At 46.1% G+C, this 22800-nt stretch carries 19 protein-coding genes and 1 other annotated feature (1 of these 20 cut by a window edge); of the genes, 13 read left to right on the forward strand and 6 right to left on the reverse strand.

Annotated features, from left to right (window positions below; all coding sequences use genetic code 11):
- Positions 1 to 42: 42 nt before the first annotated feature.
- Entirely contained in the window at positions 43 to 348 is a 306-nt protein-coding gene (locus ACXHJ2_RS07435; protein WP_007431055.1) for a DUF1292 domain-containing protein, read from the forward strand.
- A 111-nt stretch (positions 349 to 459) separates the two neighbouring features.
- On the opposite strand, the gene ACXHJ2_RS07440 is transcribed toward ACXHJ2_RS07435, so the two are convergent.
- Entirely contained in the window at positions 460 to 1935 is a 1476-nt protein-coding gene (locus ACXHJ2_RS07440) for an aminotransferase class I/II-fold pyridoxal phosphate-dependent enzyme (protein WP_013371896.1), read from the reverse strand.
- A gap of 186 nt (positions 1936 to 2121) precedes the next feature.
- On the opposite strand from ACXHJ2_RS07440, the gene ACXHJ2_RS07445 reads away from it, so the two are divergent.
- Entirely contained in the window at positions 2122 to 3408 is a 1287-nt protein-coding gene (locus ACXHJ2_RS07445; RefSeq protein ID WP_040103392.1) for an MFS transporter, read from the forward strand.
- Positions 3409 to 3450: 42 nt separating this feature from the next.
- Here the strand turns inward: ACXHJ2_RS07445 and ACXHJ2_RS07450 are convergent, their stop codons facing one another.
- A complete protein-coding gene (locus tag ACXHJ2_RS07450) occupies positions 3451 to 4083 on the reverse strand; it encodes a YktB family protein (protein ID WP_165079643.1) in 633 nt (210 codons plus the stop codon).
- A gap of 280 nt (positions 4084 to 4363) precedes the next feature.
- Here ACXHJ2_RS07450 and ACXHJ2_RS07455 point away from each other — a divergent pair, with 280 nt between their 5' ends.
- Both ACXHJ2_RS07455 and gndA read left to right on the forward strand, forming a co-directional pair.
- Positions 4364 to 4963 (forward strand): hypothetical protein, encoded by a 600-nt coding sequence (locus ACXHJ2_RS07455; RefSeq protein ID WP_040103394.1) that lies wholly within the window; start codon positions 4364 to 4366, stop codon positions 4961 to 4963.
- 174 nt (positions 4964 to 5137) lie between these two features.
- A complete protein-coding gene (gndA, locus tag ACXHJ2_RS07460; protein ID WP_013371891.1) occupies positions 5138 to 6544 on the forward strand; it encodes an NADP-dependent phosphogluconate dehydrogenase in 1407 nt (468 codons plus the stop codon).
- A gap of 245 nt (positions 6545 to 6789) precedes the next feature.
- On the opposite strand, the gene ACXHJ2_RS07465 is transcribed toward gndA, so the two are convergent.
- Positions 6790 to 7095, reverse strand: coding sequence for a rhodanese-like domain-containing protein (locus tag ACXHJ2_RS07465; RefSeq protein WP_013371889.1), 306 nt, complete (start codon positions 7093 to 7095; stop codon positions 6790 to 6792).
- A gap of 268 nt (positions 7096 to 7363) precedes the next feature.
- Here ACXHJ2_RS07465 and aroA point away from each other — a divergent pair, with 268 nt between their 5' ends.
- The 4 genes from aroA to ptsP all read left to right on the forward strand — a co-directional run bounded on the left by aroA (position 7364) and on the right by ptsP (position 13049).
- A complete protein-coding gene (aroA, locus tag ACXHJ2_RS07470) occupies positions 7364 to 8656 on the forward strand; it encodes a 3-phosphoshikimate 1-carboxyvinyltransferase (protein ID WP_040103395.1) in 1293 nt (430 codons plus the stop codon).
- A 33-nt stretch (positions 8657 to 8689) separates the two neighbouring features.
- On the forward strand, positions 8690 to 9124 hold the full coding sequence (locus ACXHJ2_RS07475) for a CoA-binding protein (RefSeq protein ID WP_017427811.1): 435 nt from the start codon (positions 8690 to 8692) through the stop codon (positions 9122 to 9124).
- Between the two features lie 299 nt (positions 9125 to 9423).
- Entirely contained in the window at positions 9424 to 11307 is a 1884-nt protein-coding gene (locus ACXHJ2_RS07480) for a glucose PTS transporter subunit IIA (protein ID WP_013371886.1), read from the forward strand.
- Complete coding sequence (gene ptsP, locus ACXHJ2_RS07485; RefSeq protein ID WP_025675451.1) at positions 11304 to 13049, forward strand: phosphoenolpyruvate--protein phosphotransferase; 1746 nt, start codon at positions 11304 to 11306, stop codon at positions 13047 to 13049. The genes ACXHJ2_RS07480 and ptsP overlap by 4 nt, the downstream gene beginning before the upstream one ends.
- A gap of 138 nt (positions 13050 to 13187) precedes the next feature.
- Here the strand turns inward: ptsP and ACXHJ2_RS07490 are convergent, their stop codons facing one another.
- Entirely contained in the window at positions 13188 to 13724 is a 537-nt protein-coding gene (locus ACXHJ2_RS07490; RefSeq protein ID WP_013371884.1) for a type 1 glutamine amidotransferase domain-containing protein, read from the reverse strand.
- Between the two features lie 337 nt (positions 13725 to 14061).
- On the opposite strand from ACXHJ2_RS07490, the gene ACXHJ2_RS07495 reads away from it, so the two are divergent.
- The 4 genes from ACXHJ2_RS07495 (at position 14062) to ACXHJ2_RS07510 (ending at position 16878) form a co-directional block, all read left to right on the forward strand.
- Entirely contained in the window at positions 14062 to 14508 is a 447-nt protein-coding gene (locus ACXHJ2_RS07495; RefSeq protein ID WP_013371883.1) for a hypothetical protein, read from the forward strand.
- Between the two features lie 101 nt (positions 14509 to 14609).
- The gene (ytxJ, locus tag ACXHJ2_RS07500; RefSeq protein WP_025675454.1) at positions 14610 to 14951 is read left to right on the forward strand and encodes a bacillithiol system redox-active protein YtxJ; all 342 of its coding nucleotides are present in this window, start codon (positions 14610 to 14612) and stop codon (positions 14949 to 14951) included.
- Between the two features lie 107 nt (positions 14952 to 15058).
- On the forward strand, positions 15059 to 16066 hold the full coding sequence (gene ccpA, locus ACXHJ2_RS07505; RefSeq protein WP_013371881.1) for a catabolite control protein A: 1008 nt from the start codon (positions 15059 to 15061) through the stop codon (positions 16064 to 16066).
- Between the two features lie 113 nt (positions 16067 to 16179).
- The gene (locus tag ACXHJ2_RS07510; RefSeq protein WP_165079644.1) at positions 16180 to 16878 is read left to right on the forward strand and encodes a 5'-methylthioadenosine/adenosylhomocysteine nucleosidase; all 699 of its coding nucleotides are present in this window, start codon (positions 16180 to 16182) and stop codon (positions 16876 to 16878) included.
- A 13-nt stretch (positions 16879 to 16891) separates the two neighbouring features.
- On the opposite strand, the gene ACXHJ2_RS07515 is transcribed toward ACXHJ2_RS07510, so the two are convergent.
- Entirely contained in the window at positions 16892 to 17524 is a 633-nt protein-coding gene (locus tag ACXHJ2_RS07515) for a GNAT family N-acetyltransferase (protein ID WP_165079645.1), read from the reverse strand.
- A 246-nt stretch (positions 17525 to 17770) separates the two neighbouring features.
- Here ACXHJ2_RS07515 and acsA point away from each other — a divergent pair, with 246 nt between their 5' ends.
- On the forward strand, positions 17771 to 19486 hold the full coding sequence (gene acsA, locus ACXHJ2_RS07520; RefSeq protein ID WP_165079646.1) for an acetate--CoA ligase: 1716 nt from the start codon (positions 17771 to 17773) through the stop codon (positions 19484 to 19486).
- 123 nt (positions 19487 to 19609) lie between these two features.
- On the opposite strand, the gene ACXHJ2_RS07525 is transcribed toward acsA, so the two are convergent.
- Positions 19610 to 22633 (reverse strand): transglycosylase domain-containing protein, encoded by a 3024-nt coding sequence (locus ACXHJ2_RS07525; protein ID WP_165079647.1) that lies wholly within the window; start codon positions 22631 to 22633, stop codon positions 19610 to 19612.
- A 135-nt stretch (positions 22634 to 22768) separates the two neighbouring features.
- Positions 22769 to 22800: a binding site (T-box leader), on the forward strand; it runs 234 nt beyond the window's last position.

Below are 22800 nucleotides of genomic sequence, written 5' to 3' on the forward strand. Positions count from 1 at the left end.
CGATACGAGGGAAAATAAAACAATTTGAAGGTAGGTATTTCCATGAGTGATCACAAACATGAACACGGTGAAGCCTGCAACCACGATCATGACCACGAACATGAAGAAATGGTTCTTACGCTAACTGATGAAAATGGCAAAGATGTAGAAATGGTGCTGGTAGAGACCTTTGACGTAGAAGATCACGTGTATGCTCTTTTGCTTGAGCGAGGCAATCCCGAAGCGGATGGTATCATTCTTCGTATGGAAGAAGAAAACGAAGAAATGGTGCTTTACAATATTGAGGACGAAGATGAGTGGAAGCGTGTAGAAGCTGCATATAGCGAGCTTGTTGCCCAATACGAATAGGATTGGATACAGTAGCTGTTCTTGCTCATCACACAATAGAAAAGCCCCCAAATGGGGGCTTTTTTTGTTGACTATCAACATTTTTTGCAAGCAGATGTTAACAGATCATGTTTAAGAAATAGCGTCAGTTTCAACGATAACCTTCACCTGATGTACCGTTCGATCCTCAGGTCCTTTAACAGGCAGGCCTACTTCCACATGATCTACAATATAATCAATATTGTCCTGCGAAATAACTTCTCCCGGCAATAGGATCGGGATGCCCGGTGGGTATACATAAATGAATTCTGCAATGATACGGCCAGCAGATTCCTTGAAGGGCACGATTTCTGTATCTCCGTAAAAAGCGTCTCTCGGAATGAGGGAGAGCTGCGGTATATCCGGTATCTTTACAACCAGCTCATGCTGCTGACCTGTGGAATAGTGCAGTGCAGCCAGCTCTCGCAAAGCTTTTAATAAAATGTCAATTTCCTCTTTGGTATCACCAGGGGTCACCAAACAGAGAATATTATACATATCGCTAAGCTCAACCTCGATATTGTAGTGATCTCTCAGCCAATTTTCCACATCATATCCGGTAAGGCCTAAATGGCGAATATGAACTGTAACTTTGGTCGGATCATAATCATAGGTAGCTTCTGTGCCAAGAATTTCGCTGCCAAAGCAATATAGCCCTTCGATTTTGTTGACCTCTGCGCGGCAATATTCAGCTAATTCCAGAGCACGTTGTGCTATTTCATGGCCGTTAAGGGCCAGGTTGCGTCGGGATGTGTCCAACGAAGCCAGCAGGATATACGAAGTGGACGTCGTTGTCAGCATGCTGAAAATAGTTTGTACACGTTGCGGATTAACGAATCCGTTTTTTGTATTGACATTCAGTATCGAGCTTTGAGTCAAGGAACCACCCAGTTTGTGGACGCTTGTAGCTGACATGTCTGCCCCCGCCTCCATAGCGGACATCGGCAAATCAGCGTGAAAATGAATCAGTACTCCGTGAGCCTCATCGACCAGGACCGGCACATTATAGCTGTGAGCGAGATCTACAATTTCCTTCAAATCGGCGCACACACCGTAATATGTCGGGTTGATGACAAGGACGCCCTTGGCGTCAGGGTGACGTTCCAATGCCCGGCGTACGGACTTGGTTGTAACCCCGTGGTGAATACCGAGATTCTCATCACTGACCGGAGAAATGAATACCGGCTTCGCACCAGCGAAGATAATGGCAGACATTATGGATTTGTGTATATTTCGGGGTACAATAATTTTATCACCTGGCATGCAAATGGACATAATCATGGTGATAATGGCTCCGCTTGTCCCCTGTACACTGTAATAAGTATAATCAGCTCCGAAGGCTTCTGCTGCAAGCTTTTGAGCTTCTTCAATGACGCCTGATGGCTGATGCAGATCGTCCAATGGAGCGATGTTAATCATATCTATGGAAAAAGCATTATCCCCCATAAATTCGCGAAATTCCCGATCTGCGCCCACTCCCTTTTTATGACCTGGGATGTGAAATTGAACCGGGTTGCTCTGAGCATGCTTTTTCAAAGCAGTAAAAAGCGGGGTGTTGCTTTGATTCATTAGTGTTGTCACAACCTTTCATGCAGGATTTCGACAATCCTGTGCAATTGATAATAGAACAAAATTGAGTATAGCAGTTTGAAGTAGGAATGCAAGCGATTGAGGGCGCATTTATTTGCGAAAGAGCGGAGTAGGCGGAGAACCCCGAATGTATAGACAATAAACGAAGGCGGAGGATGTGGGATAATGAAGCAAATAAGACGAAAAAAAGCTTCGCAGCGGCTGTGGACTCCTTTTTTCGCCAAATTATGGATACTGGTGTTTCTGGTCGAATTCATGAAGGGATCTCTTCTGGTATCCATCCTGCCGGTATATATGGGAGAAACGTTAGGGCTGTCGGCCGGAATTATCGGATTAGCCTTTTCGCTTCAGTATTTTGGAGACAATGCATTCCGGGCACCGGCGGGCTGGATGGCTGAACGGCTCGGTTATCGTGGAACGATGTCAACCGCGTTGTTGTTTACCCTTGTAGCGATCATTATGCTAAGCACCCTGACAGAACCTGTGTGGCTCGTCATCGCGTGTCTGCTGCTAGGACTGGGGACATCTCCGCTCTGGCCTTGTGTGATGACTGGAACGACCGAAATGTCTGGTCCTAATAACAATAACGGTGCAGCGATGGGGACACTGGAAATTGCGTCCATGGGCGGAACGGGCTTCGGTCCACTCATTATGAATTTCGCCATATCCCATTACGGACACTCTTACGGTATGGTGTTCATGATTTTAATAGGATGCAGTATTGTATTGCTGTTGGTTGCTCTTATGCTGCCTGGAACGAACAGGTCTGCTGGCAAAGACGACCTCGAACAGAGCGCTCTCATATCTTCTGGTGGGAACTCCAAGCAGAAGCGGCAAGTGTTGAGAGGTATCCAGGAGACGATCAACACGCTCAAAACAAAGCTTAATGTGAATCCGTTAATTTATCCTGCGCTGTTTTTGCAGTCCTTTGTCATCGGCTTGATCAGCCCTGTGCTAACGCTTTACGCGCGCACGGATCTCGGAATTTCACCGAACCTGTATAGCGTGCTTCTGATTGCCGGTGGTGGGGTGACTGTGCTGGCATTGATCCCTTGTGGCAAGCTGGTGGATCGCCTTGGAACCAAGTACTTTTTGCACATCGGTTTTTTGCTTGCCGGGACCACGCTATTTTTCTTTTCAACAGTACAGACCATTCCACTTGTGTTTGTATCTGTAGCCATTATTGGCTTGGGATATGCGCTCATTTTGCCTGCATGGAACACGTTTCTTGCCCAACTGATTCCGGAAAGCGAGCGTGCAACAGTATGGGGCTTTTTTTTAACACTCCAAGGATCTGGCATGGTTATTGGCCCGCTCGTTTCAGGAGTGCTATGGGACCGTGCTGGACACACAGCTCCCTTTATCATCAGTGGGATCGTGATGCTGCTCATGTTTGGCTGCCATTTGGCTTTGGCGCGCAATCCACGGAGAAAAACCGTTGTTAAGACTTGAACGGTACTCTTAGTAGCGGATCAGGGACGCATTTATCTGAAACTAGTCCTTTGGAAAAGACATCCGGTACAGTGGCAGTAAATGCTCAAAGGTAGAACGCACCGTCTGCAGTAACGCAGCTCCGTCACTGGCAAGAGGGTCATTACGATCAATACGGAGCCCACACATGACCTCGGCTTTTTTCACCTGCTGTAGCTTGTTAATAATGGTTTGAAACTCTTCCGTGTCCATTTGCTGCTGTTCTGTACCTTTTGGATCCATATGATCCATGGACCAGTAGAAATGACCTGGTATGTTAGAGCGCACATCGCTCAGGTTGGTTTCAAGCGCCTGGGCAAACGTGATTTTATTCGGACTTTCATAAATGACTGCGAATATGACGAATATATGGGAAGCGAACATACCTACCTCAAAATGCGGCAACGCCTTATACCCGCGTTTATTTGCCGCCCAAGCTACCCATGTATCGATCGGGGGATTGACCTTGCGTCGTGCATGCTTGGCCACGTGAACGTGCATAGGCTCTCCGCATAAGTCCGTCAGGAAGGGGGCTAACTCCTCGCCAATCGTCTCCAACTTGGGCCGAACCTGCTGAATCAGCACCTCCATGCGAGGTTCCAATCCTGGTATTTCAAAGACATCAAAGTCCTTTGCAGTAAATCCACTGAATGTCATTCCTATTTCCTCCTGTATCTAGGCTAAGCCATATCGTGTGACGTAATATGTCCGATTATAGCATAATGTCAGCGGGCTTGGCCGACTTTAGGCCGGGCTCGGTACAAGCATATAAGGCAAAAGTAGGATTGTGCGTTGTTACTCATAAAAATAGGTCAAATAACCAAGTACCCTTACATAAAATGAAGTATAAAATAGAGCAAGGGAAGATCAAGCGGGAAAGCCGCAGGCTTGCTGTAGCCGGACTTCTTGAATCGGACTTGAAAAAGGAGGGAATGCCGTGAACAAGGGCTGTGAGGTAGAATATTGCAATCTAGAGCTCCGGTTTAGCCGTCGGCATATCCATAATCTGATCAAGGATTTGATATCGGAAGGGTATTCGCTGTACTGGAGCGAGGATGAGTCGTATCTGGTTTTGTCGGTGAGAACCGGGCGCAAGCTGGTGAAGCTCCGTTTTCAACAATTGCGCACAGGACACTACAAGCTGGCTGGAGATTATGTAATCCGCGATGCCAAGCTGGCTGAGTGGTTGGAGAAGCTGATTGGAAGCACCCGAGGTCATGCCATTGTCAAAAGAGTCAAGGATCATCATATTTTGGTGGAAAATATTTTGTTCGGCGAGGTCATTCGTCTGGTCGAGGTTACTGGCTTTAAGCAGCGTGTTATTTATCAGAAGGGACCGGTGCTGTCCGCTCAGGAAATGGAGGATATGTACGCTTCCAATGAAGGGGAAACCCGGCTGCTGCTGCTTAAGATGGAAGTAGACGATGAATTGGAGAAGCTGTTCAAGGCGATGACGGAGAAAGATAAGATTAAAATCGAGAATAGCCATAAACGCCTGCAAACGCTATCTCACCAACTGCTGATGATGGAAGCGTAGTACATCGGAACACCTCATGCAAAATGAGGTGTTTTGATCTGCGATCAGACAGGGGTTCACTTCTGACACTAAAAACGTTAAAATAGAAGTGCACGTGTTCCGATTCACATAAAGTGTAATGCGGTAAAGCGGCGATATAGAATACAAAATATGTTGCAAAGGATGAGGAACCAGATGGCAAAACAGCAAATTGGTGTGATCGGCCTGGCGGTAATGGGTAAAAACTTGGCCCTTAATATTGAGAGCAGAGGCTTCACCGTTTCGGTTTTTAACCGCTCTCCAGAAAAAACGCACGATCTTATCAAAGAAGCAGAAGGTAAAAAACTGACGGGTACTTTCTCTATTGAAGAATTTGTGAACTCACTGGAATCACCCCGTAAAATCCTGATCATGGTTCAAGCTGGTAAAGCTACAGATGCCACGATTGAACAGCTTGTGCCTCATCTGGACAAGGGCGACATTATTATAGACGGAGGCAATGCCTACTTCCCTGATACACAGCGCCGCAGCAAGGAGCTGGAGGAAAAAGGACTTCGCTTTATTGGTACAGGCGTATCCGGTGGTGAAGAAGGTGCCTTGAATGGTCCTGCCATTATGCCAGGTGGACAAGAAAGTGCCTACAAACTGGTAGAGCCGATTCTGACTGCAATCTCTGCTAAAGTGGACGGCGACCCATGCTGTACATATATCGGTCCCGACGGTGCTGGTCACTATGTAAAAATGGTGCATAACGGTATCGAGTACGGCGACATGCAATTGATTGGTGAAGCATATCACTTGCTGAAATCAGTTCTGAATGTGAGTGCAGAAGAGCTTCATGAAATCTTTACAGAATGGAATAAAGGTGAATTGGACAGTTACCTGATCGAAATTACAGCTGACATCTTCTCCCAGTATGATGCTGAAACAGGCAAGCCTATGGTAGATGTGATTTTGGACGCTGCAGGTCAAAAAGGGACTGGTAAATGGACAAGCCAAAGCGCGCTGGATCTGGGTGTGCCATTGTCCATGATTACTGAGTCCGTATTCTCCCGTTTCTTGTCTGCTATGAAAGACGAGCGTATTGCGGCAAGCAAAGTGCTGAGCGGTCCTAAAGCTGAATCCTTCAGCGGCGACAAAAAAGAATTTATCGAAAGCGTACGTAAAGCACTGTTCGCAAGTAAAATTGTGTCTTATGCTCAAGGTTTCGCTCAAATGCGTGCAGCTTCCGATGAGTATGATTGGGATTTGAAATACGGAAAAATTGCAATGATCTTCCGCGGTGGTTGCATTATCCGTTCGCAATTCCTGCAAAACATCAAGGATGCGTATGACCGTGATCCTGCTCTGAAAAACCTGTTGCTGGACTCTTATTTCAAAAATGTAGTAGAAACGTATCAAGATGCATGGCGTCAAGTGATTTCCGTGGCTGTATCTCAAGGTATTCCAGTGCCTGGCTTCTCCAGCGCGCTTGCTTACTATGACAGCTATCGCACTGAGCGTTTGCCAGCAAATCTGTTGCAAGCGCAACGTGACTACTTTGGTGCACATACGTTCAAGCGTGTGGACAAAGAAGGCGTATTCCATCATCAATGGTTCTAATGAACTGACGAATATGTAAGGATGTAGTATGTAACACAACGGAAGCTTTTTTGCCCTTGGGGTAGAAGAAGCTTCCGTTTTTTTAATTGGTATTTTAGATACGAATTTGGATGTGCTAAAGGATTGTGTATTCTTTTGACGCTATGGTATGATAGAAGCACAATAGTTTAATGCTTTACCGCGTCTAAGCCTGAGCTTAAATAAAAGAGACGGAAAGTTTCCGTCTCTTTTATAGACTAGCTGTTTTACTGCTCCTGTGACCATTGCAGCATGCCACCAGTCATGTTGGTGCATCCCTCGTAACCTAGCTGCTGCAAATATTCGCAGGCACGTTCACTGCGATAACCGCTCCGGCAAATAAAGATAATTTCACCGGTGCGTTCAATTTCCTCAAGGCGGCCCGGAATCTGTCCGAGCGGAATGTGTTTGGCACCTTCAATCATACCTTCCGCTACTTCTTCCGCTTCACGGACGTCGATCAATTGCAATTGCTCTCCTGCTTGCAGGCGTGCGCGAAGCTCAGAAGGTTCAATCAGAGCGATTTGCGTCATGGCTGGACCTCTTTTCTAATGTAAATGGGTACTACTTGTATTGTTGACGTGTGAGAAACGTCACACTCTCTATGTATGATAGCGAAGCGATCTCTAAGCTGTCAATTAGCCTAAATCTAAAAATCAAATAAAGATTAGTCAACCAGGTTGCTAAACCTCGATAGACCTAGATGAATATTCCTTATTTTTTAGGTGGAGAAATGAACGTTACAACTTGTATAATTAACGTAAACTAGGATGGTTTGAATCGAAAAGGAGCATGTATAATATGGATGTTATCGTTAGACCTACCCCTTCCTTGCAAGGAGAGATTGGGGCTTTGTCCTCCAAAAACTACACGACTCGTTATCTGCTTACGGCTGCACTAGCCGATGGACAAAGTACTATTTATTATCCAGCTCATAGTGAGGACAGTGACGCTATGCGTCGTTGTATCACCGATCTGGGAGCAGTGCTGGAAGAGGATGATGAAAAAATAGTGATTACAGGTTTTGGTAGCCATCCTCAAGCTGTGAAGGAACTGAACGTAGGCAATGCAGGAGCGGTGCTCCGTTTTTTGATGGGAATTGCGTCCCTATGTCCGGATGTTACATTTGTGAATACATATCCCGACTCATTGGGGAAAAGGCCCCATGACGATCTAATTGATGCATTGGGCCAACTAGGTGTTAAAGTAGATCATCGTGAAGGCAAGTTGCCAATACGTATTCAGGGTGGTCAGGCGAAGGGCGGTAAAATTCAGGTGTCCGGCTCGGTTAGCTCACAGTATTTAAGCGCTCTGTTGTTCCTTACACCTTTACTGGAGGAAGATAGTGAAATTGAAGTGCTGCATGATTTGAAATCCAAAGTGGTCATTGGGCAGACTCTAGAGGTATTGCAAGAGGCTGGTATTACCATTCATGCAAGTGATGACTACATGTCTTTCCGCGTCCCGGGGCGGCAATCCTATCAGCCACGTACGTATACTGTACAGGGGGATTATCCAGGGAGTGCTGCGGTGCTGGCGGCGGCTGCAGTAACGAATTCCGATGTTACCATCCATCGTCTTAAAGAGCAGAGCAAACAGGGAGAACGCGCTATTGTAGATGTACTGCGTATGATGGAAGTACCACTGACACATGAGAACGATACCGTTGTTGTAAAGGGGAACGGCCGATTGAAGGCCATCGAGTTTGATGGTGATGCCGCGACAGATGCTGTACTTGCCATGGTAGCTGCGGCTGTATTTGCCGAAGGTACATCTCGTTTTTATAACGTGGAAAATTTACGGTATAAGGAATGTGACCGAATTACGGATTATTTGAATGAGTTGAGCAAGGCTGGGGCTCGGGTAGAAGAACGTCAAGCGGAAATCATTGTGCATGGTAGACCGGAGGGTGTCGAAGGTGGAGTGGAAATCAACGCGCATTATGATCACCGTGTCATTATGGCATTGACGGTTGTAGGTTTGCGCGCGCAGAAGCCGCTAGTGATCAAGGATGCGCATCATGTCGCCAAATCGTATCCACAGTATTTCGACCATCTGACGACGCTTGGTGCTTCCGTAGAATGGGTAAAATAAAGGTAAGTTAAGATACAGACAGGAGGAGATAGAATGGCTTTTGAAAATCCGTCCAGAGAAGAGATTAAGAATATTTTGGAACAAGTAGGCAATATTGCGGTTGTAGGTTTGTCTGATAAATCAGACCGCACCTCATACATGGTTTCTTATGCTATGCAAAAGCGGGGATACCGGATTATTCCGGTTAATCCTGCGGCCGCAGGGCAAACAATTCTTGGAGAGACTTGCTATGCCAGTCTTGCTGAAGTACCAGAGCCCGTTGAATTGGTTAATGTATTCCGTCGTAGCGAATACTGCGCAGAGGTTGCGCGTGAAGCCGCTGCTATTGGAGCTAAGATATTGTGGCTACAACAGGGAATTATAAGCCAGGAAGCCGCTGACATTGCGCAGGAGCATGGAATGACGGTTATTATGGATCGTTGCATTAAGGTGGAGGATTCAGTGACCCAAGCTGTTCGTAAAGGATAATCACACCTCTGACCCATGCTATATGCACATGAAGAAAACCTTCTTCCCTTGTTTCATAGGGTTGAAGGTTTTTGGTGTGAAATCAGAATCATGATACAGTATATTATACTTTCAGGAATCCATATAATGTATATATGCTTGGAATGTGATGTGGTTTAGTTAAATTCATAGGGTTATCGTTGAGTAATAAGTTATATGACCTGTAAAAGCGTAAATAAATATTTTTGGCTGACGGAACCATGGCTTTGACAAAAGTATTTATTCGGCTTACCATCAGGGATAGAAGGGAGAGGAATGCCATGAATTGGCTCGGATCCTTACAACAGCTTGGTCGTGCTGTCATGCTCCCGACGATGGTGCTACCGGCAGCTGCAATATTGCTAAGTCTCGGCAGCCTTCCTTGGGCCACGTGGGGATTTCCTATGGTGTCCGATATGGCAAATGCGGCGGGACACGGGATTTTTTATTTTTTGCCGTATTTGTTTGCGGTTGGTGTTGCACTGGGTATGTCGAATCAAGCAGGTCAGGCGGGACTGGCTGCATTGGCTGGTATGGCTATATATGATCAGGTCACATTGAGATTTGGAAACGGACTCATTCAGCCAGCGACGCTCATTGGTATCATTTTGGGGATCATTTCAGGGTTGGCCTATAATCGCTTTAAAAGCATTAAGTTGCCTGAAGTGCTTCAGTTTTTTGGGGGAACCCGATTTGTTCTGCTGCTTATTGGTCTGTTCTCTGCTGTATTTGCAGGGCTCATGTTGATTATTGCTCCGCTGATTCAACGAGGACTGGAATTTATTGTAGGCCTGGAATCGAGCTTGGGCGGTTTTGGACTGCTTATTTACGGCATTCTATACCGGCTGTTGGCAGCTTTTGGTCTTCACCATCTGCTTAACAATATATTTTGGTTTCAACTGGGTACATACAAAACTCCGTCTGGCAACGTTGTGCAGGGGGATCTACCCCGGTTTTTTGCTGGCGATCCGACAGCGGGCTATTTCATGTCTGGGTTGTTTCCCATTATGATGTTTGCGATCCCTGCGATTGCTTTAGCGATCATTCAGGAAGCTCGTGAAGATTTGAAGCCAAAGGTGCAAAAAACGTTTCTGACGGCCGCATTGGTCTGTTTTTTTACCGGAGTGTCGGAACAGATTGAGTTTGCCTTTTTGTTTGCTGCTCCTTATTTGTTCCTCGTTCATGCGGTTATGTCCGGTCTGGCCATGTGGCTTACCTTTGAACTGGACATTCATCATGGCTTTTCATATTCGGCGGGTTTTATAGATTATGTCCTTAATTTCCATCTATCACATAACGCCTGGTTGTTAATTCCAGTCGGAGTGGCATATGGGCTTGTGTATTATGTACTGTTTCGATGGGCAATCCGTCGCTTCCGGATTCCAACTCCTGGACGTGAGGAAGGCTCGGTTCTGGAGGATTGGGCCGGTAATATTCCTTACAGTGCTCCACTTATTTTGGAAGCACTCGGTGGGAAGGAGAATATTGTGCAGGTAGAAGCCTGCATCACCCGTTTACGGCTGACTGTCCATAATGACAGGCTGATTGATACCGGAGCGATGAAGGCATTGGGATCGGCCGGGCTTATTAATCTGGGCGGAGGTAATTTACAAGTCGTATTTGGAACCTATTCAGAACTGATTCGTGAGGAAATTGCAAAGCTGATGGAGCGTGATCTCCCTCAAATTTTGTTCAATGCTCCTGTACATGGAAAAATGCTACCGATTCATGAAGTGCCTGACAAAATTTTTGCAACGAAGCTGGTTGGGGACGGTGTTGCTTTTGTTCCTGAACGCGGTGAACTTGTGTCTCCGGTGTATGGGACTGTGATGCACTTGTATCCGACCATGCACGCTTTAGGCATCTCCACACGAGAAGGACTTGAGGTTCTGCTTCACATCGGGATTGATACTTCACAGCTAAAAGGGAATTTTACTGCTATGGTAGAAGCAGGCGATACGGTGGAACCGGGGCAATTGCTGATCAAATTTGATTTGCAGGCGCTACGAGAGCAAGCTCCATCGCTGGTGACTCCTATGGTCATCACGAATCCGGATCGCGTCAAGTCGTGGAGCTTTGCTCCGTTTAAAACAGTGAAAAAAGGTCAGGCCTCGGTAATGTCCGTTGTGCTGCATGACAGGAATGTTGGAGGGGTAGAAACATGATAGAAGGCATCGGCGCCGCAGCAGGTGTGGCCATCGGGAAGGCATTTGTCCTGCCGAGCTGGGAATGGGATTTACCTGATCAAAAAATGGATACGGTAGATCTAGCGAAGGAATTTGAACGTTTGTATGAAGGGATACGTACATCCAAAAGTGAAATCCAGTTTATTAAGGATGAGTTCCGAGAGATGGTGGGAGCGGAGGAATCCAGCATTTTTGATGCTCATCTAGCGATATTGGAAGATCCGGAGTTCATGAATGAAATTAGCGGCATTATTCAGCGTCAGTATAAGGCGGCCGAGGTGGCTGTGAAGGAAGCTATTGATCATTTTGTGACAATGTTTGATTTGCTGGATGATGAATATATGAAGGAGCGGGCAATCGACATCAAGGATGTGGGGAACCGACTGCTCAAGCATTTGCTGGGCGCACCGGAAGTGACTCTTCCCAAGGACACTCAGCCCTATATCCTGGTAGCCAAAGAGCTCTCACCATCCCAATCGGCACACTTGAATCCCAGCTATGTGTTAGGGATTGTGACTATGAATGGTGGTAAAACATCGCATTCCGCGATTATGGCCCGTGCGCTTGGTATTCCACTCGTTTCTGGATTGGAGAGCAATATGAATTTGCCTGTTCAAACCGGAGATATGATGGTTGTGGATGGTGACCTGGGTAGAGTGTATGTGAATCCAGAAAAATCTGTAACAGACCACTATATCATTTTACGTGACGAGCAGCGACGTAGAAAAGAGCAGCTTCAGGTACTCGCTTCGGTAGAAGCTGTGACCAAGGATGGAACCACGCTGAGACTGGCGGCCAATATTAGCTCCGTTAAAGAACTGGAGGCTGCTTTGAAGCATGGAGCTCAAGGTGTGGGGCTGTTCCGCACGGAATTTTTATATATGGATCGTAAATCTGCTCCTAATGAAGAGGAGCAGTATCAAGTATATCGACTAATAGCGGAAAAGGCAGGCAATCACTCCGTAGTCATCCGTACATTGGATATCGGCGGCGATAAGCCGTTGGATTATCTTGAGCTCCCAGAGGAAGAAAATCCTTTTCTAGGTTATCGTGCTATACGGATTAGTCTGGATTGGAAGGAAATGTTTAAAACTCAGTTGACTGCAATTTTGCGAGCCAGTGCAACGGGGAATATCAAGGTCATGTATCCGATGATCTCATCCGTGGAGGAAGTCCGTCAGGCAGATGCTCTTTTGAAAGAAGCTATGGCGGATTTGGATGCAAGAGGGCTTGCCTATAATCCTAAAATTCAGCGAGGGATTATGATTGAGGTTCCGGCTGCAGCGATGATCGCGGATCTATTAGCAGCTGAAACCGACTTTTTTAGTATCGGAACGAATGATCTAGTTCAGTATGTGCTGGCTGTAGACCGTATGAATGAGCAGATTGCGCATATGTACCATCCATACCACCCGGCTGTACTTCGAATGCTGCGCATGACTGCACAAGCGGCACATCAAGCCGGAATTGATGTGAGTGTCTGCGGTGAGATGGCTGGAGATGAACGATCCGTTCCACTTTGGCTGGAACTGGGAATACATCAGCTCAGTATGTCCCCCCAATCTTTGTTGCGGGTCAAGCATCGTGTGCTGAATACGACTGCATCTGAAGCAATGGCAATCGCTCGTGCATGCTTTGGCATGTCCACTGGTGCAGCGATCGAAGACAAGCTGACTGCAGCTAATATCAGCTGTACCCCGGCCGGACCCGGGCGGCCGTAATATTTTAATATCCGCAATGCTTAGATAGCTCGGACGAAAAAGCACCTTCAAAACCATGAATAAAGTGGTTTTGAAGGTGCTTTTTCGATATAGCCATAGATAAGGTTACTCAAGTCCTAAATGTGCGGACTACCTATCTTATTTCCGAGCGCTATTAGCTAATACATCGCAGAACGCTTTTCCGTAAGGTGGAAGATCGGGCGGTCGACGAGCGGATACAATGTGTCCGTCTGTCACAACAGCTTCATCCTTCCAGATTGCTCCTGCATTTTCCATATCATCACGGATACCTGGTGTGGAGGTGACTGTAACACCATCCAATATTTTAGCAGAAATCAGTACCCAGCCTGCATGGCAGATTTGTCCGATGGGTTTATGTGCGGCATGAAACTCCTGTACGAGTTGAATTACCTTGGGATAGCGGCGCAGTTTATCGGGCGCCCAACCACCAGGGACAAGAATACCGTCATAATCGCTACTATTGAGTTCTTCAAAGGCATATTCTGCTTCAGCAGGTACGCCGTATTTTCCAATATACTTTTTCCCCTTTTCAGCACCGGCTAAATGTACCTCTGCGCCTTCTTCACGAACACGGTACACCGGGTACCATAATTCCAGATCCTCGAATTCCTCATCTACGAGGGCAATGACCTTTTTTCCGGTAAGTCTTGACATCTAACCATCCTTTCCTGGGTCACATATGACACCTTTGTTTTGTAATCTGTACTTTTACATCTTAAGAAAAAGTAAGCCCGAAGTCCATTCCTTCGCAGATTCTCAGGTTAGGAGTCGCTCTTTTACAACAATCGCCGTCATTTTTTGACCCTCTAATGCCTTGGTAATTTGTTCATTGCTGCAATCTGTGGAAGGATTTGAGACCCCAAAGTCGAAATAAAAAAAGGTATGATAGATTTTATAGAGTTAACAAATATTTTATAGACTAGTAGATAGATATATCTGGATGCTGAAGAGATCCTTATATAGTTTGATCCTATGTAATGAGGTGGTAAAAGTGCAAAAGCAATGCCAATGCGGTGAACCGATGGGACTGGAATTACGAAAGGTAATATATGCGAGTAAGGTTGAAATTTTGCATGTTCCTGTATTTTCATGCCCGTCATGCTTTTCCAGTGAGGTTCTGCAACATGTGACGAAGGACATTAAGGAACTTCTACAAAGTCTAGGGAGCAAACCTGCGCCCCGGCGAATATCTTTTGCTCGCAACAATGAACTGGCAGAAATTATTCGCAAGCTTGTACTGGAGGAAGCGGACAATCCCAATGTTGATTGGCAATCTGCTTTGGAGGAGCGAATGGAGCTTCGAATTAATCTCTTGCTGGATCTTTATCGCTATGCGAGAAGCCTAGGAGATGAAGACTGGATGAATGATGTAGAGAAAAGATTGGTTCAATTATCCGGTTTTACCAGTAAATCAGTGTTCACGAATACGAAAAACTAAAAAATATGAAAATTTTCATGGTCACCATTGGATTTTACATGTTCTTTTTGTTACGATGAGAATAGGCCATACGACAAGACACAGAAAGGAATGTATATCCAATGGCGACGATGACGAAAATGACTACTATTCAACAATTAAATACGGCTCTGGAAGCGTCATCAGACAAACCGTTACTCCTCTTTAAGCACAGCACACGTTGTCCGATAAGTGCAGGCGCATACCAGGAAGTGGAGTCTTATTTGGAAGGTGCTCCCGACGAAAATATTGAATACGGTATCATTTATGTAGTAGAAGATCGGCCGGTGTCCAATGCGGCTGCGGACAAGCTTCAGGTGAAACATGAATCGCCGCAAGCCATTTTAGTCAAGGACGGGGAGGCTGTCTGGCATACATCCCATTCGAATATTACAGCCCGTGCGCTCCACGATCATCTCACATAGATAGAATGAGTGCTGTCGTTGCATAAAGTAGTATTTTGTCGTATCATGGTTCTAATTAGTTGATCTAGGATTCGGTTGAAAATTTATTGGCAATGGAGAGAAGGAATGTGACGGTAACGATCTATGATGTAGCTCGCGAAGCTGGGGTCTCAATGGCGACAGTGTCCCGCGTAGTTAACAATAATCCTAATGTAAAACCTCAAACTCGCAAGAAGGTGTACGAAGCGATTGAACAATTGGGATATCGCCCAAATGCGGTAGCTAGAGGTCTGGCCAGCAAGAAGACAACGACTGTTGGCGTTGTTATTCCGGATATATCGAACTCAATTTTTGCAGAAATTGCGCGCGGTATTGAGGATATTGCAAATATGTATCACTATAACATCATTTTATGTAATGCCGACAAACGGAAAGAAAAAGAGATCCGTGTTATCAATACGTTACTTGAAAAGCAAGTCGACGGGCTTCTGTTCATGGGCGGCACAGTAACGGACGAGCATATTCAAGCGTTCCACACAGCTGCTGTCCCTATTGTTCTATGTGCAACGAGTGATGAAAAAGGTAGCTATCCTTCGGTCGATATTGACCATGAAGCCGCTGCTTTCGATGCGGTTAACACATTGATCCGCCATGGACACCGTCAAATCGCAATGATCAGTGGTACGCTTCAAGACCCTGCAAATGGTTATGCACGTTTCCAAGGTTACAAGAGAGCATTGGAAACAGCCGGAATTGATTATCAGGAAGATCTCGTGCGAATCGGGAATTACCGCTATGAATCCGGTGTTGAAGCCATGAAATACTTCCTCGGTCTGAAGAAGAAACCAAGTGCTATTTTTGCCGCTACAGATGAAATGGCAATTGGTGCGATTCATAGCATTCAGGATGAGGGATTGAAAGTACCTGATGATTTTTCGGTCATCAGTGTTGACAATATTCGCATGGCCTCCATGGTTCGTCCTCAGCTGACAACCGTCGCACAACCGATGTACGATTTGGGTGCGGTGGCAATGCGTTTGCTAACCAAGCTGATGAAGAAGGAAAACGTGGAGAACTCTCGCGTTATTTTGCCGCACGAAACTATTTTACGGTTATCAGTTAATTATTTAGACTAGCGGCAGTGCTGAATAGGATATACCTTCGATGAAAGCTCCTTTGACGGAGCTTTTTTCGTAGATACATATTCTCTTGTGAAATCATCATCAAACTAAGAAACGAGGGATGCGTAATGAGCCGACTTTATGGATTAATGGGTGCTATGGATGAAGAAATTGAATTGCTGCTCTCGGCGATGACGGAAGCAAGTAAGACGACCAAGACGGGAATCACATACACTACAGGAATGATTCACGGACAAAGGGTGGTTGTCTGCAAGTCCGGTGTGGGCAAAGTCAATGCTGCGGTAACAACACAAATCCTGATTGATCATTTTGGCGTAGAACAAATTATATTCACGGGAGTGGCAGGGGCGGTACACCCGGATTTAAACATTGGGGATATTGTCATTTCATCAACATGTATGCAACATGACATGGATGTAACGCCTTTGGGTTATGCCAGAGGGGTCATTCCTTATCAGGACACCTCAGAGTTCGCGGCCGATCCCGAACTTGTCCATCTGGCTGAACAAGCCTGCAAATCGTTTGGAGATCGATATATTGTCGGAAAAGTACTTTCCGGCGATCAATTTGTCGCAAGCCGTGAGATAGTAACAGCATTGCATCAAGAAATGGACGGTGCTTGTACCGAGATGGAAGGCGCCGCAGTGGCTCAGACAGCTCATATGAATGCTGTGCCTTATGTTGTCCTACGATCTATGTCAGATAAGGCTGATGGATCGGCTCACGTGAATTATGCTGAGTTTACAGTGGAAGCTTCACATCGTTCACACCGTATTGTGGAGTTCATGCTCAAGCATTTGGATTAAGGGTGTAATTTTTTTAATACATGAATCTTCGGACAAACCGGATGCGGTCAAACTGTTCTCGTGATTCGAGGGGTACATCATCTCCCATTCGTACCATCAGACAGTTCGCAGGATGTGAGCATATTTCAGGATCATCCGTGGCGTACCATACCATATTTACGGTTTTCATTAGGCGTTCCATCATGCGGCGGTATTCCCATACGGAAAGACCGCTGCCTTTTAAATCCCAGTGCCAGTAATATTCGGTTGTAAAAATAATATAGGATTCGAGCTGTCCGTCTTCAAAGGCAATCCGAATCATTCGGCTACCTAGGCCCAATCCGCGATAGTCATCGGCTACCTCGACAGCTCCGAGTTCCAGTAAATCCTTCATACCAGCTTCCGACCAGCGTTCCATCTCATCTGGATAGTGAAAAGTAACGTATCCCAGAAGGGTTTCTCCGTCATGGGCAATGATAATTCTGCCTTCTGGCAGTTCTGAAATTTCCACCAGCGCCTCGAATTGCTCCTTTGGTTTACGAAAGGCGTCCAATTGCGTATGCATTTGAAATGAACGCAATCGATCAGCGGATACCGGTCCTTCTACATAGATGGTTTGTCCGTTGTGATCCAGCGTGTCCAAGTGGTACAATTTTAAATGCTGCATGGGTGCGACCTCCTTGTTTGCCATCAGTAGCTCTTCATATCCCCTACTTATAACAAAAAAACAAATAAATGAAAAGGATGGTCGTCACATCCTTACCTATGATATACTGATTTAGACACGAATTGTTCACAATTAAGTGCTTTAAATCAAACCACAAATCAAAAGAAATCATTTGCACCATTAATTTTGTAAGCGCTATTTTGTTCTGTGTAATTCTCATTATTCTATTGTGAGGAGGCTGAACGCATGAAGATTGAAGAACTCCAGGCTGTAGTTCCCACATCCAACATGGGCTCTTATGAACAAGCTTACAACAACTTTCAGTGGGAAGATGTAGAACGTCATTTTACGTGGTATGAAACAGGCAGAGTGAATATGGCACATGAAGCGATTGATCGACATGTAGAGGAAGGACGGGGGGAGAAAGCAGCACTTTTGTATTGTGATGCAAACCGTCATGAAACCTACACTTTTTCTCAGCTTCGTGCCAGCTCGAACAGGTTCGGAAATGTGCTGCGCAAATACGGTATTGGTAAAGGGGAACGGGTGTTTATATTCATGCCGCGTTCACCTGAACTGGTCATTAGTATGCTTGGGGTTTTAAAGGTAGGCGCTGTTGTCGGTCCACTGTTTGAGGCGTTTATGGAAACGGCGGTTAAAGATCGCTTGGAGGATAGCGGGGCGGTGGCATTAGTAACCACACCTGCGCTTCTTTCACGGGTAAAACGTGAGGAGCTTCCTGAGTTGCGTCATATTTTTGTGGTCGGTGATATGGACGAACGGGAGCAGGGAATTATTGATTTCGAAACGGAAATGCTCACATCCTCAGAAGAGCTTGAGCCCGAATGGCTGAGTCGTGAAGATGGATTAATTATTCACTATACATCAGGCTCAACGGGCAAGCCCAAAGGCGTGTATCATGTGCAAAATGCAATGATTCAGCATTACTATACGGGTAAAATGGTGCTGGATCTGCGGGAAGATGATGTATATTGGTGTACTGCGGACCCTGGCTGGGTTACGGGAACGTCATATGGCATTTTTGCTCCTTGGCTAAATGGAGCAACAAATGTCATCCGTGGAGGCCGTTTCAGCCCAGAGGACTGGTACCGTACGATTGAACGTCACGAAGTGACGATTTGGTATAGTGCTCCTACGGCGTTTCGGATGCTGATGAGCGCAGGGGAGCAGGTTGTTGCCAATTATGATCTCAGCAGCTTGCGGCATGTATTATCCGTTGGGGAGCCACTCAATCCTGAAGTGGTGAGATGGGGGTGGCAAGTCTACGGACAGCGTATTCATGATACTTGGTGGATGACGGAGACAGGAGGACAGTTGATCTGTAATTACCCAGAGCTGCCGATTAAGCCGGGCTCGATGGGAAAGCCACTCCCAGGTATTCAGGCAGCTATTTTGGACGACAGAGGCCAGGTGTTGCCTCCTAATAGGATGGGACATTTGGCGATTCGTACACCATGGCCATCCATGATGAACCGTATATGGAACAATCCAGACAAGTTCCAGGAATATTTCCGTTTTCCCGACTGGTATGTATCCGGTGATTCGGCTTACATGGATGAGGACGGATACTTCTGGTTTCAGGGAAGAATTGATGATGTTATCAACTCCTCCGGAGAGCGCATCGGTCCTTTTGAGGTGGAGAGCAAGCTTCTGGAGCATCCTGCTGTAGCGGAAGCTGGAGTCATTGGGAAACCAGATACTGTTCGAGGAGAGATCATTAAAGCATTTGTCGCCCTGCGTGATGGCTATACCGCGTCGGAAGCGTTACAACAGGACATTTACCGCTTCGTCAAGGAAGGGCTGTCTGCTCATGCTGCTCCGCGTGAAATTGAATTTAAGGAAAAGTTACCCAAAACCCGTTCCGGCAAAATTATGAGACGTGTGCTGAAAGCCTGGGAGCTTAACCTTCCTACAGGTGACCTGTCTACCATTGAGGATTGAATTGATGCATGTTTGCACTAAAAAGGGAGTCTCCATAGCCATTATAGCTATGAAGACTCCCTTTTTTATTAGGATGAACTCATTCATCTCACCCAAAATATTGCTTCTTGTTTTTGTCTTGAACTATGGACGAACGGCTCCAGAAGGAGCCGATTCCCCCATGGTATTCATGGAAGTAACACGGAACCAGCCTTTGGGCTTGCGGCCTGGTTTATACTCAAAGTTGGTGTTTGCGGTAGAGCCTATGTTTTTAAAAGGCTCCGCACCGCTTTCACTGTAATATACGTTATAGCCTGTTATAGCGTCCGCAGGCTTTCCTGCACTCCATTGGAGCACTACGGACGTGCCTGCCGCTTTAGCTTGGGGCTGTTCAGGAGCAGTAGGAACTTCTGTAGGCTGCGCACCTGTTTCATCTCCCTCGCCCGGAGCGTCTGGTGACTCAGAATCCGCAGGTGGTACTACAGGTGCTGTGTCTGCTTTGCTGCTTGGTCCAGACTCATGTCCTCCCACATCAACGGCGGTCACATAGTAACTTGCGCTGCTTCCACCAGGGCTGTCGGAGAATACCTTGGAGCCATCAGCCATGACAACCTTGCCAAGCCGCTCGAAGCTGCCTCCATCTGTAGAACGATATAGACGGTAACCTACAACATCACTGTTTCCGCTTGGGCTAAAGCTAATTATGGCCTTGCCGTCGCTATAGCTTACGCTGACGCTAGATGGAGCGTTAGGAGCTGCCCCATCGTCCTTGCGTGGATCAATCTGAGTAGGAGCTTCTTTATCTGCATCTTGAGGCAGATAGTAGGACAACGAATTATGCCGTCTCATCACTGTAAAGGCTTGCTGAAGCTCTTTAATCAATTCTGAGATTGGCTTTTCCCGTTTTCTAACGGTCCGTTCATACAACATATCATCTGGCGTACCATCACGTGGAATGTAATTTACACCCTGATAGGTAATATATTTCGCACGGGTAACGCCATTTTCACTGTTTTTGGGTAAATATTTACTGTTATAAATGTCTGAACCATAAGCGGATGCTGTCCGGCTTACAATACCGTCAGGTCTCTTGAAACTATCCGTTTGGAATAACTGAGAATCTTTAGCCGTTACTTCATTCATGATTAGAGCCCATAGACGACGAGCCCGCTCTTTTTGTGCTTTCGTTTCAAGCTTATTGACAGGTTGCTTGTAACCAACCCACACTCCCAGCGTGACGTCAGGTGTAAAGCCCTCGAACCACACATCGGTGTAGGATTGCGTAGTACCTGTCTTGCCGGCGATCGGAATCTTGCCGGATTGATTAAAGTTACGCTTCACCAGTCTGCCTGTGCCTTCCGATACGGCTGTACGTAACATATCCGTCATCAGGTAGGCAGTTTGTGGTGTGAAGGCTTGCACGGGATTAGGCTGATGCTTGTATACAATATTGCCTTGCGAATCCACGATCTTTTCGATCATGTAGGCATCATTAAACACACCGCCATTTGGGATGGCTCCATATGCATTGGTGAGCTCCTCAACGGTTACCCCGTGGGCCAAGCCACCGAGTACACCGGTTTGGGCGTTGTTATCGCTTGGTTCCAAGGTGGTAATACCCAGTTTTTTAGCAAAAGCCCACGCCTTATTGATCCCTACCTTTTCGTTAAACAGCTTGAGAGCTATCGTATTTAGCGATTGATTCAGTGCATAACGCGCTGTGACCAATCCTTGGTAGCGGTTGTTGGAATTTTTCGGGATGTGATATCCATTACTGCCATCCTTCAAAATAATAGGAGCATCATCCACAATCGTGCCAGGCTGTACGAGACCGCTGTCCAAAGCAGGCAGGTAAGCAGCAATCGGTTTCATGGCTGAACCCGGCTGGCGTACCATCTGGGTAGCATAGTTCATTTGCTCTTTTTGGAAGTCACGACCTTCCATCATACCGAGAATGGCGCCAGTTTTATGCTGAATCAGAATGGCTGCCGCTTGCTCGTCACCCTTGGTTTTACTAGTAGCAGAGAAGTTGTCCTTATTTTCTGCAATTTGACGCATAGATTTGTACACGCTCTTATCAATGGTGGTATATACCATATAACCGCCTGTGCGAAGCTGCTGTTCGGCTTCTTTGAGCAAGTCGTTATCATCCTTGGTTTTGGTATCTGCACTGGCATTAGCCGCTTGACTCGGATTGGTGACAGACATGAGTGCCTGCGCAGCTTGCCGCTCTGTTTCCATCATAAGATATGGATAGGTGTTATAAGCCTTAACAGTGCGTGGTGCGAGAGATTTTTTAATATCAAAAGCCATCGCTTCATCATATTGTGCTTTATTGATTTTGTTCTCCTCCAGCATTCGGCTGAGCACCAGGTGCTGGCGGTTGATCGCTCTTTTAAAACCAGCTTCATTAAATTCGCCTTTACCGTTGTAAGCAGAATAAGAAGAAGGGAGTTGTGGCAAACCTGCCAGATAGGCAGCTTGGGCTACATTAAGCTTGCCCAAATCATTCTCATTAAAAATACCTTTGGCCGCTGCTTTAATACCAAAGACGTTGTAACCGCTTGATCCGTTACCGAAAGGTACCTTATTGAGATAGGCTGTAATTATTTGCTGCTTGCTCAGGAAGCGCTCAAGGCGCAGAGATAGCAAAATTTCTTTGACCTTGCGGTCATCCGTACGATCAAGATTTAAAAAGACACGACGTGCAAGCTGCTGGGTAAGAGTACTCCCTCCAGTTTGTACGGATTCATGTAGTGCCTTTTGCTTCACAGCACGCAGCGTTCCCGACAAATCGACACCTTTATGCTCGTAAAAATGGTTATCTTCAATGGCAATGACTGCGTCAATGACGAGCTGAGGAATCTCCTTAAATGTAACAGGTCTTCGATCTTCCTCGGTCCGAAGCTGCCCGATGGGAGAGCCATCATTGAAATAAGCGAAGCCTGTAATTGCATTTTTATCTACTTCCTGTAGAATCGTAGATCTGGAACGCACGGGCTCGTTTTTTACAATAGAAGCAATATAGCCGGCGGCGGTTCCTCCTGCGAATAGTGCTCCCATAAAACCGATGATGACGACCCACTTTATGACACGGCCGAGCCTTCGCATGGTTCTCCGTAAGCGGGAAGGCTTTGGCTCTGATACATTGTTTTTTTCTTCAACCATTAAGTCTTCCTCCTTTATAACAGCCATTATTATAGCATAAAATTACAAAATGAACCCATATGCTAAAAAGCCTGTCTTTTGGTGTCGTTGACTACATAAAAACAGTGTGTTATAAATAGGTCAAAGTAAATATCGTGAAAAGCAGAGAAAGACTTCAGTAGAAGGCG

The sequence above is a fragment of the Paenibacillus sp. ALE3 genome, assembly GCF_054113405.1.

Bases quoted from the DNA above. Each gene is read 5' to 3' on its own strand.
- ACXHJ2_RS07435 (WP_007431055.1), top strand. From the start codon at position 43: ATGAGTGATCACAAACATGAACACGGTGAAGCCTGCAACCACGATCAT.
- ACXHJ2_RS07440 (WP_013371896.1), bottom strand. From the start codon at position 1,935: ATGAATCAAAGCAACACCCCGCTTTTTACTGCTTTGAAAAAGCATGCT.
- ACXHJ2_RS07445 (WP_040103392.1), top strand. From the start codon at position 2,122: ATGAAGCAAATAAGACGAAAAAAAGCTTCGCAGCGGCTGTGGACTCCT.
- ACXHJ2_RS07450 (WP_165079643.1), bottom strand. From the start codon at position 4,083: ATGACATTCAGTGGATTTACTGCAAAGGACTTTGATGTCTTTGAAATA.
- gndA (WP_013371891.1), top strand. From the start codon at position 5,138: ATGGCAAAACAGCAAATTGGTGTGATCGGCCTGGCGGTAATGGGTAAA.
- ACXHJ2_RS07465 (WP_013371889.1), bottom strand. From the start codon at position 7,095: ATGACGCAAATCGCTCTGATTGAACCTTCTGAGCTTCGCGCACGCCTG.
- aroA (WP_040103395.1), top strand. From the start codon at position 7,364: ATGGATGTTATCGTTAGACCTACCCCTTCCTTGCAAGGAGAGATTGGG.
- ACXHJ2_RS07475 (WP_017427811.1), top strand. From the start codon at position 8,690: ATGGCTTTTGAAAATCCGTCCAGAGAAGAGATTAAGAATATTTTGGAA.
- ACXHJ2_RS07480 (WP_013371886.1), top strand. From the start codon at position 9,424: ATGAATTGGCTCGGATCCTTACAACAGCTTGGTCGTGCTGTCATGCTC.
- ptsP (WP_025675451.1), top strand. From the start codon at position 11,304: ATGATAGAAGGCATCGGCGCCGCAGCAGGTGTGGCCATCGGGAAGGCA.
- ACXHJ2_RS07490 (WP_013371884.1), bottom strand. From the start codon at position 13,724: ATGTCAAGACTTACCGGAAAAAAGGTCATTGCCCTCGTAGATGAGGAA.
- ytxJ (WP_025675454.1), top strand. From the start codon at position 14,610: ATGGCGACGATGACGAAAATGACTACTATTCAACAATTAAATACGGCT.
- ACXHJ2_RS07510 (WP_165079644.1), top strand. From the start codon at position 16,180: ATGAGCCGACTTTATGGATTAATGGGTGCTATGGATGAAGAAATTGAA.
- ACXHJ2_RS07515 (WP_165079645.1), bottom strand. From the start codon at position 17,524: ATGCAGCATTTAAAATTGTACCACTTGGACACGCTGGATCACAACGGA.
- acsA (WP_165079646.1), top strand. From the start codon at position 17,771: ATGAAGATTGAAGAACTCCAGGCTGTAGTTCCCACATCCAACATGGGC.
- ACXHJ2_RS07525 (WP_165079647.1), bottom strand. From the start codon at position 22,633: ATGGTTGAAGAAAAAAACAATGTATCAGAGCCAAAGCCTTCCCGCTTA.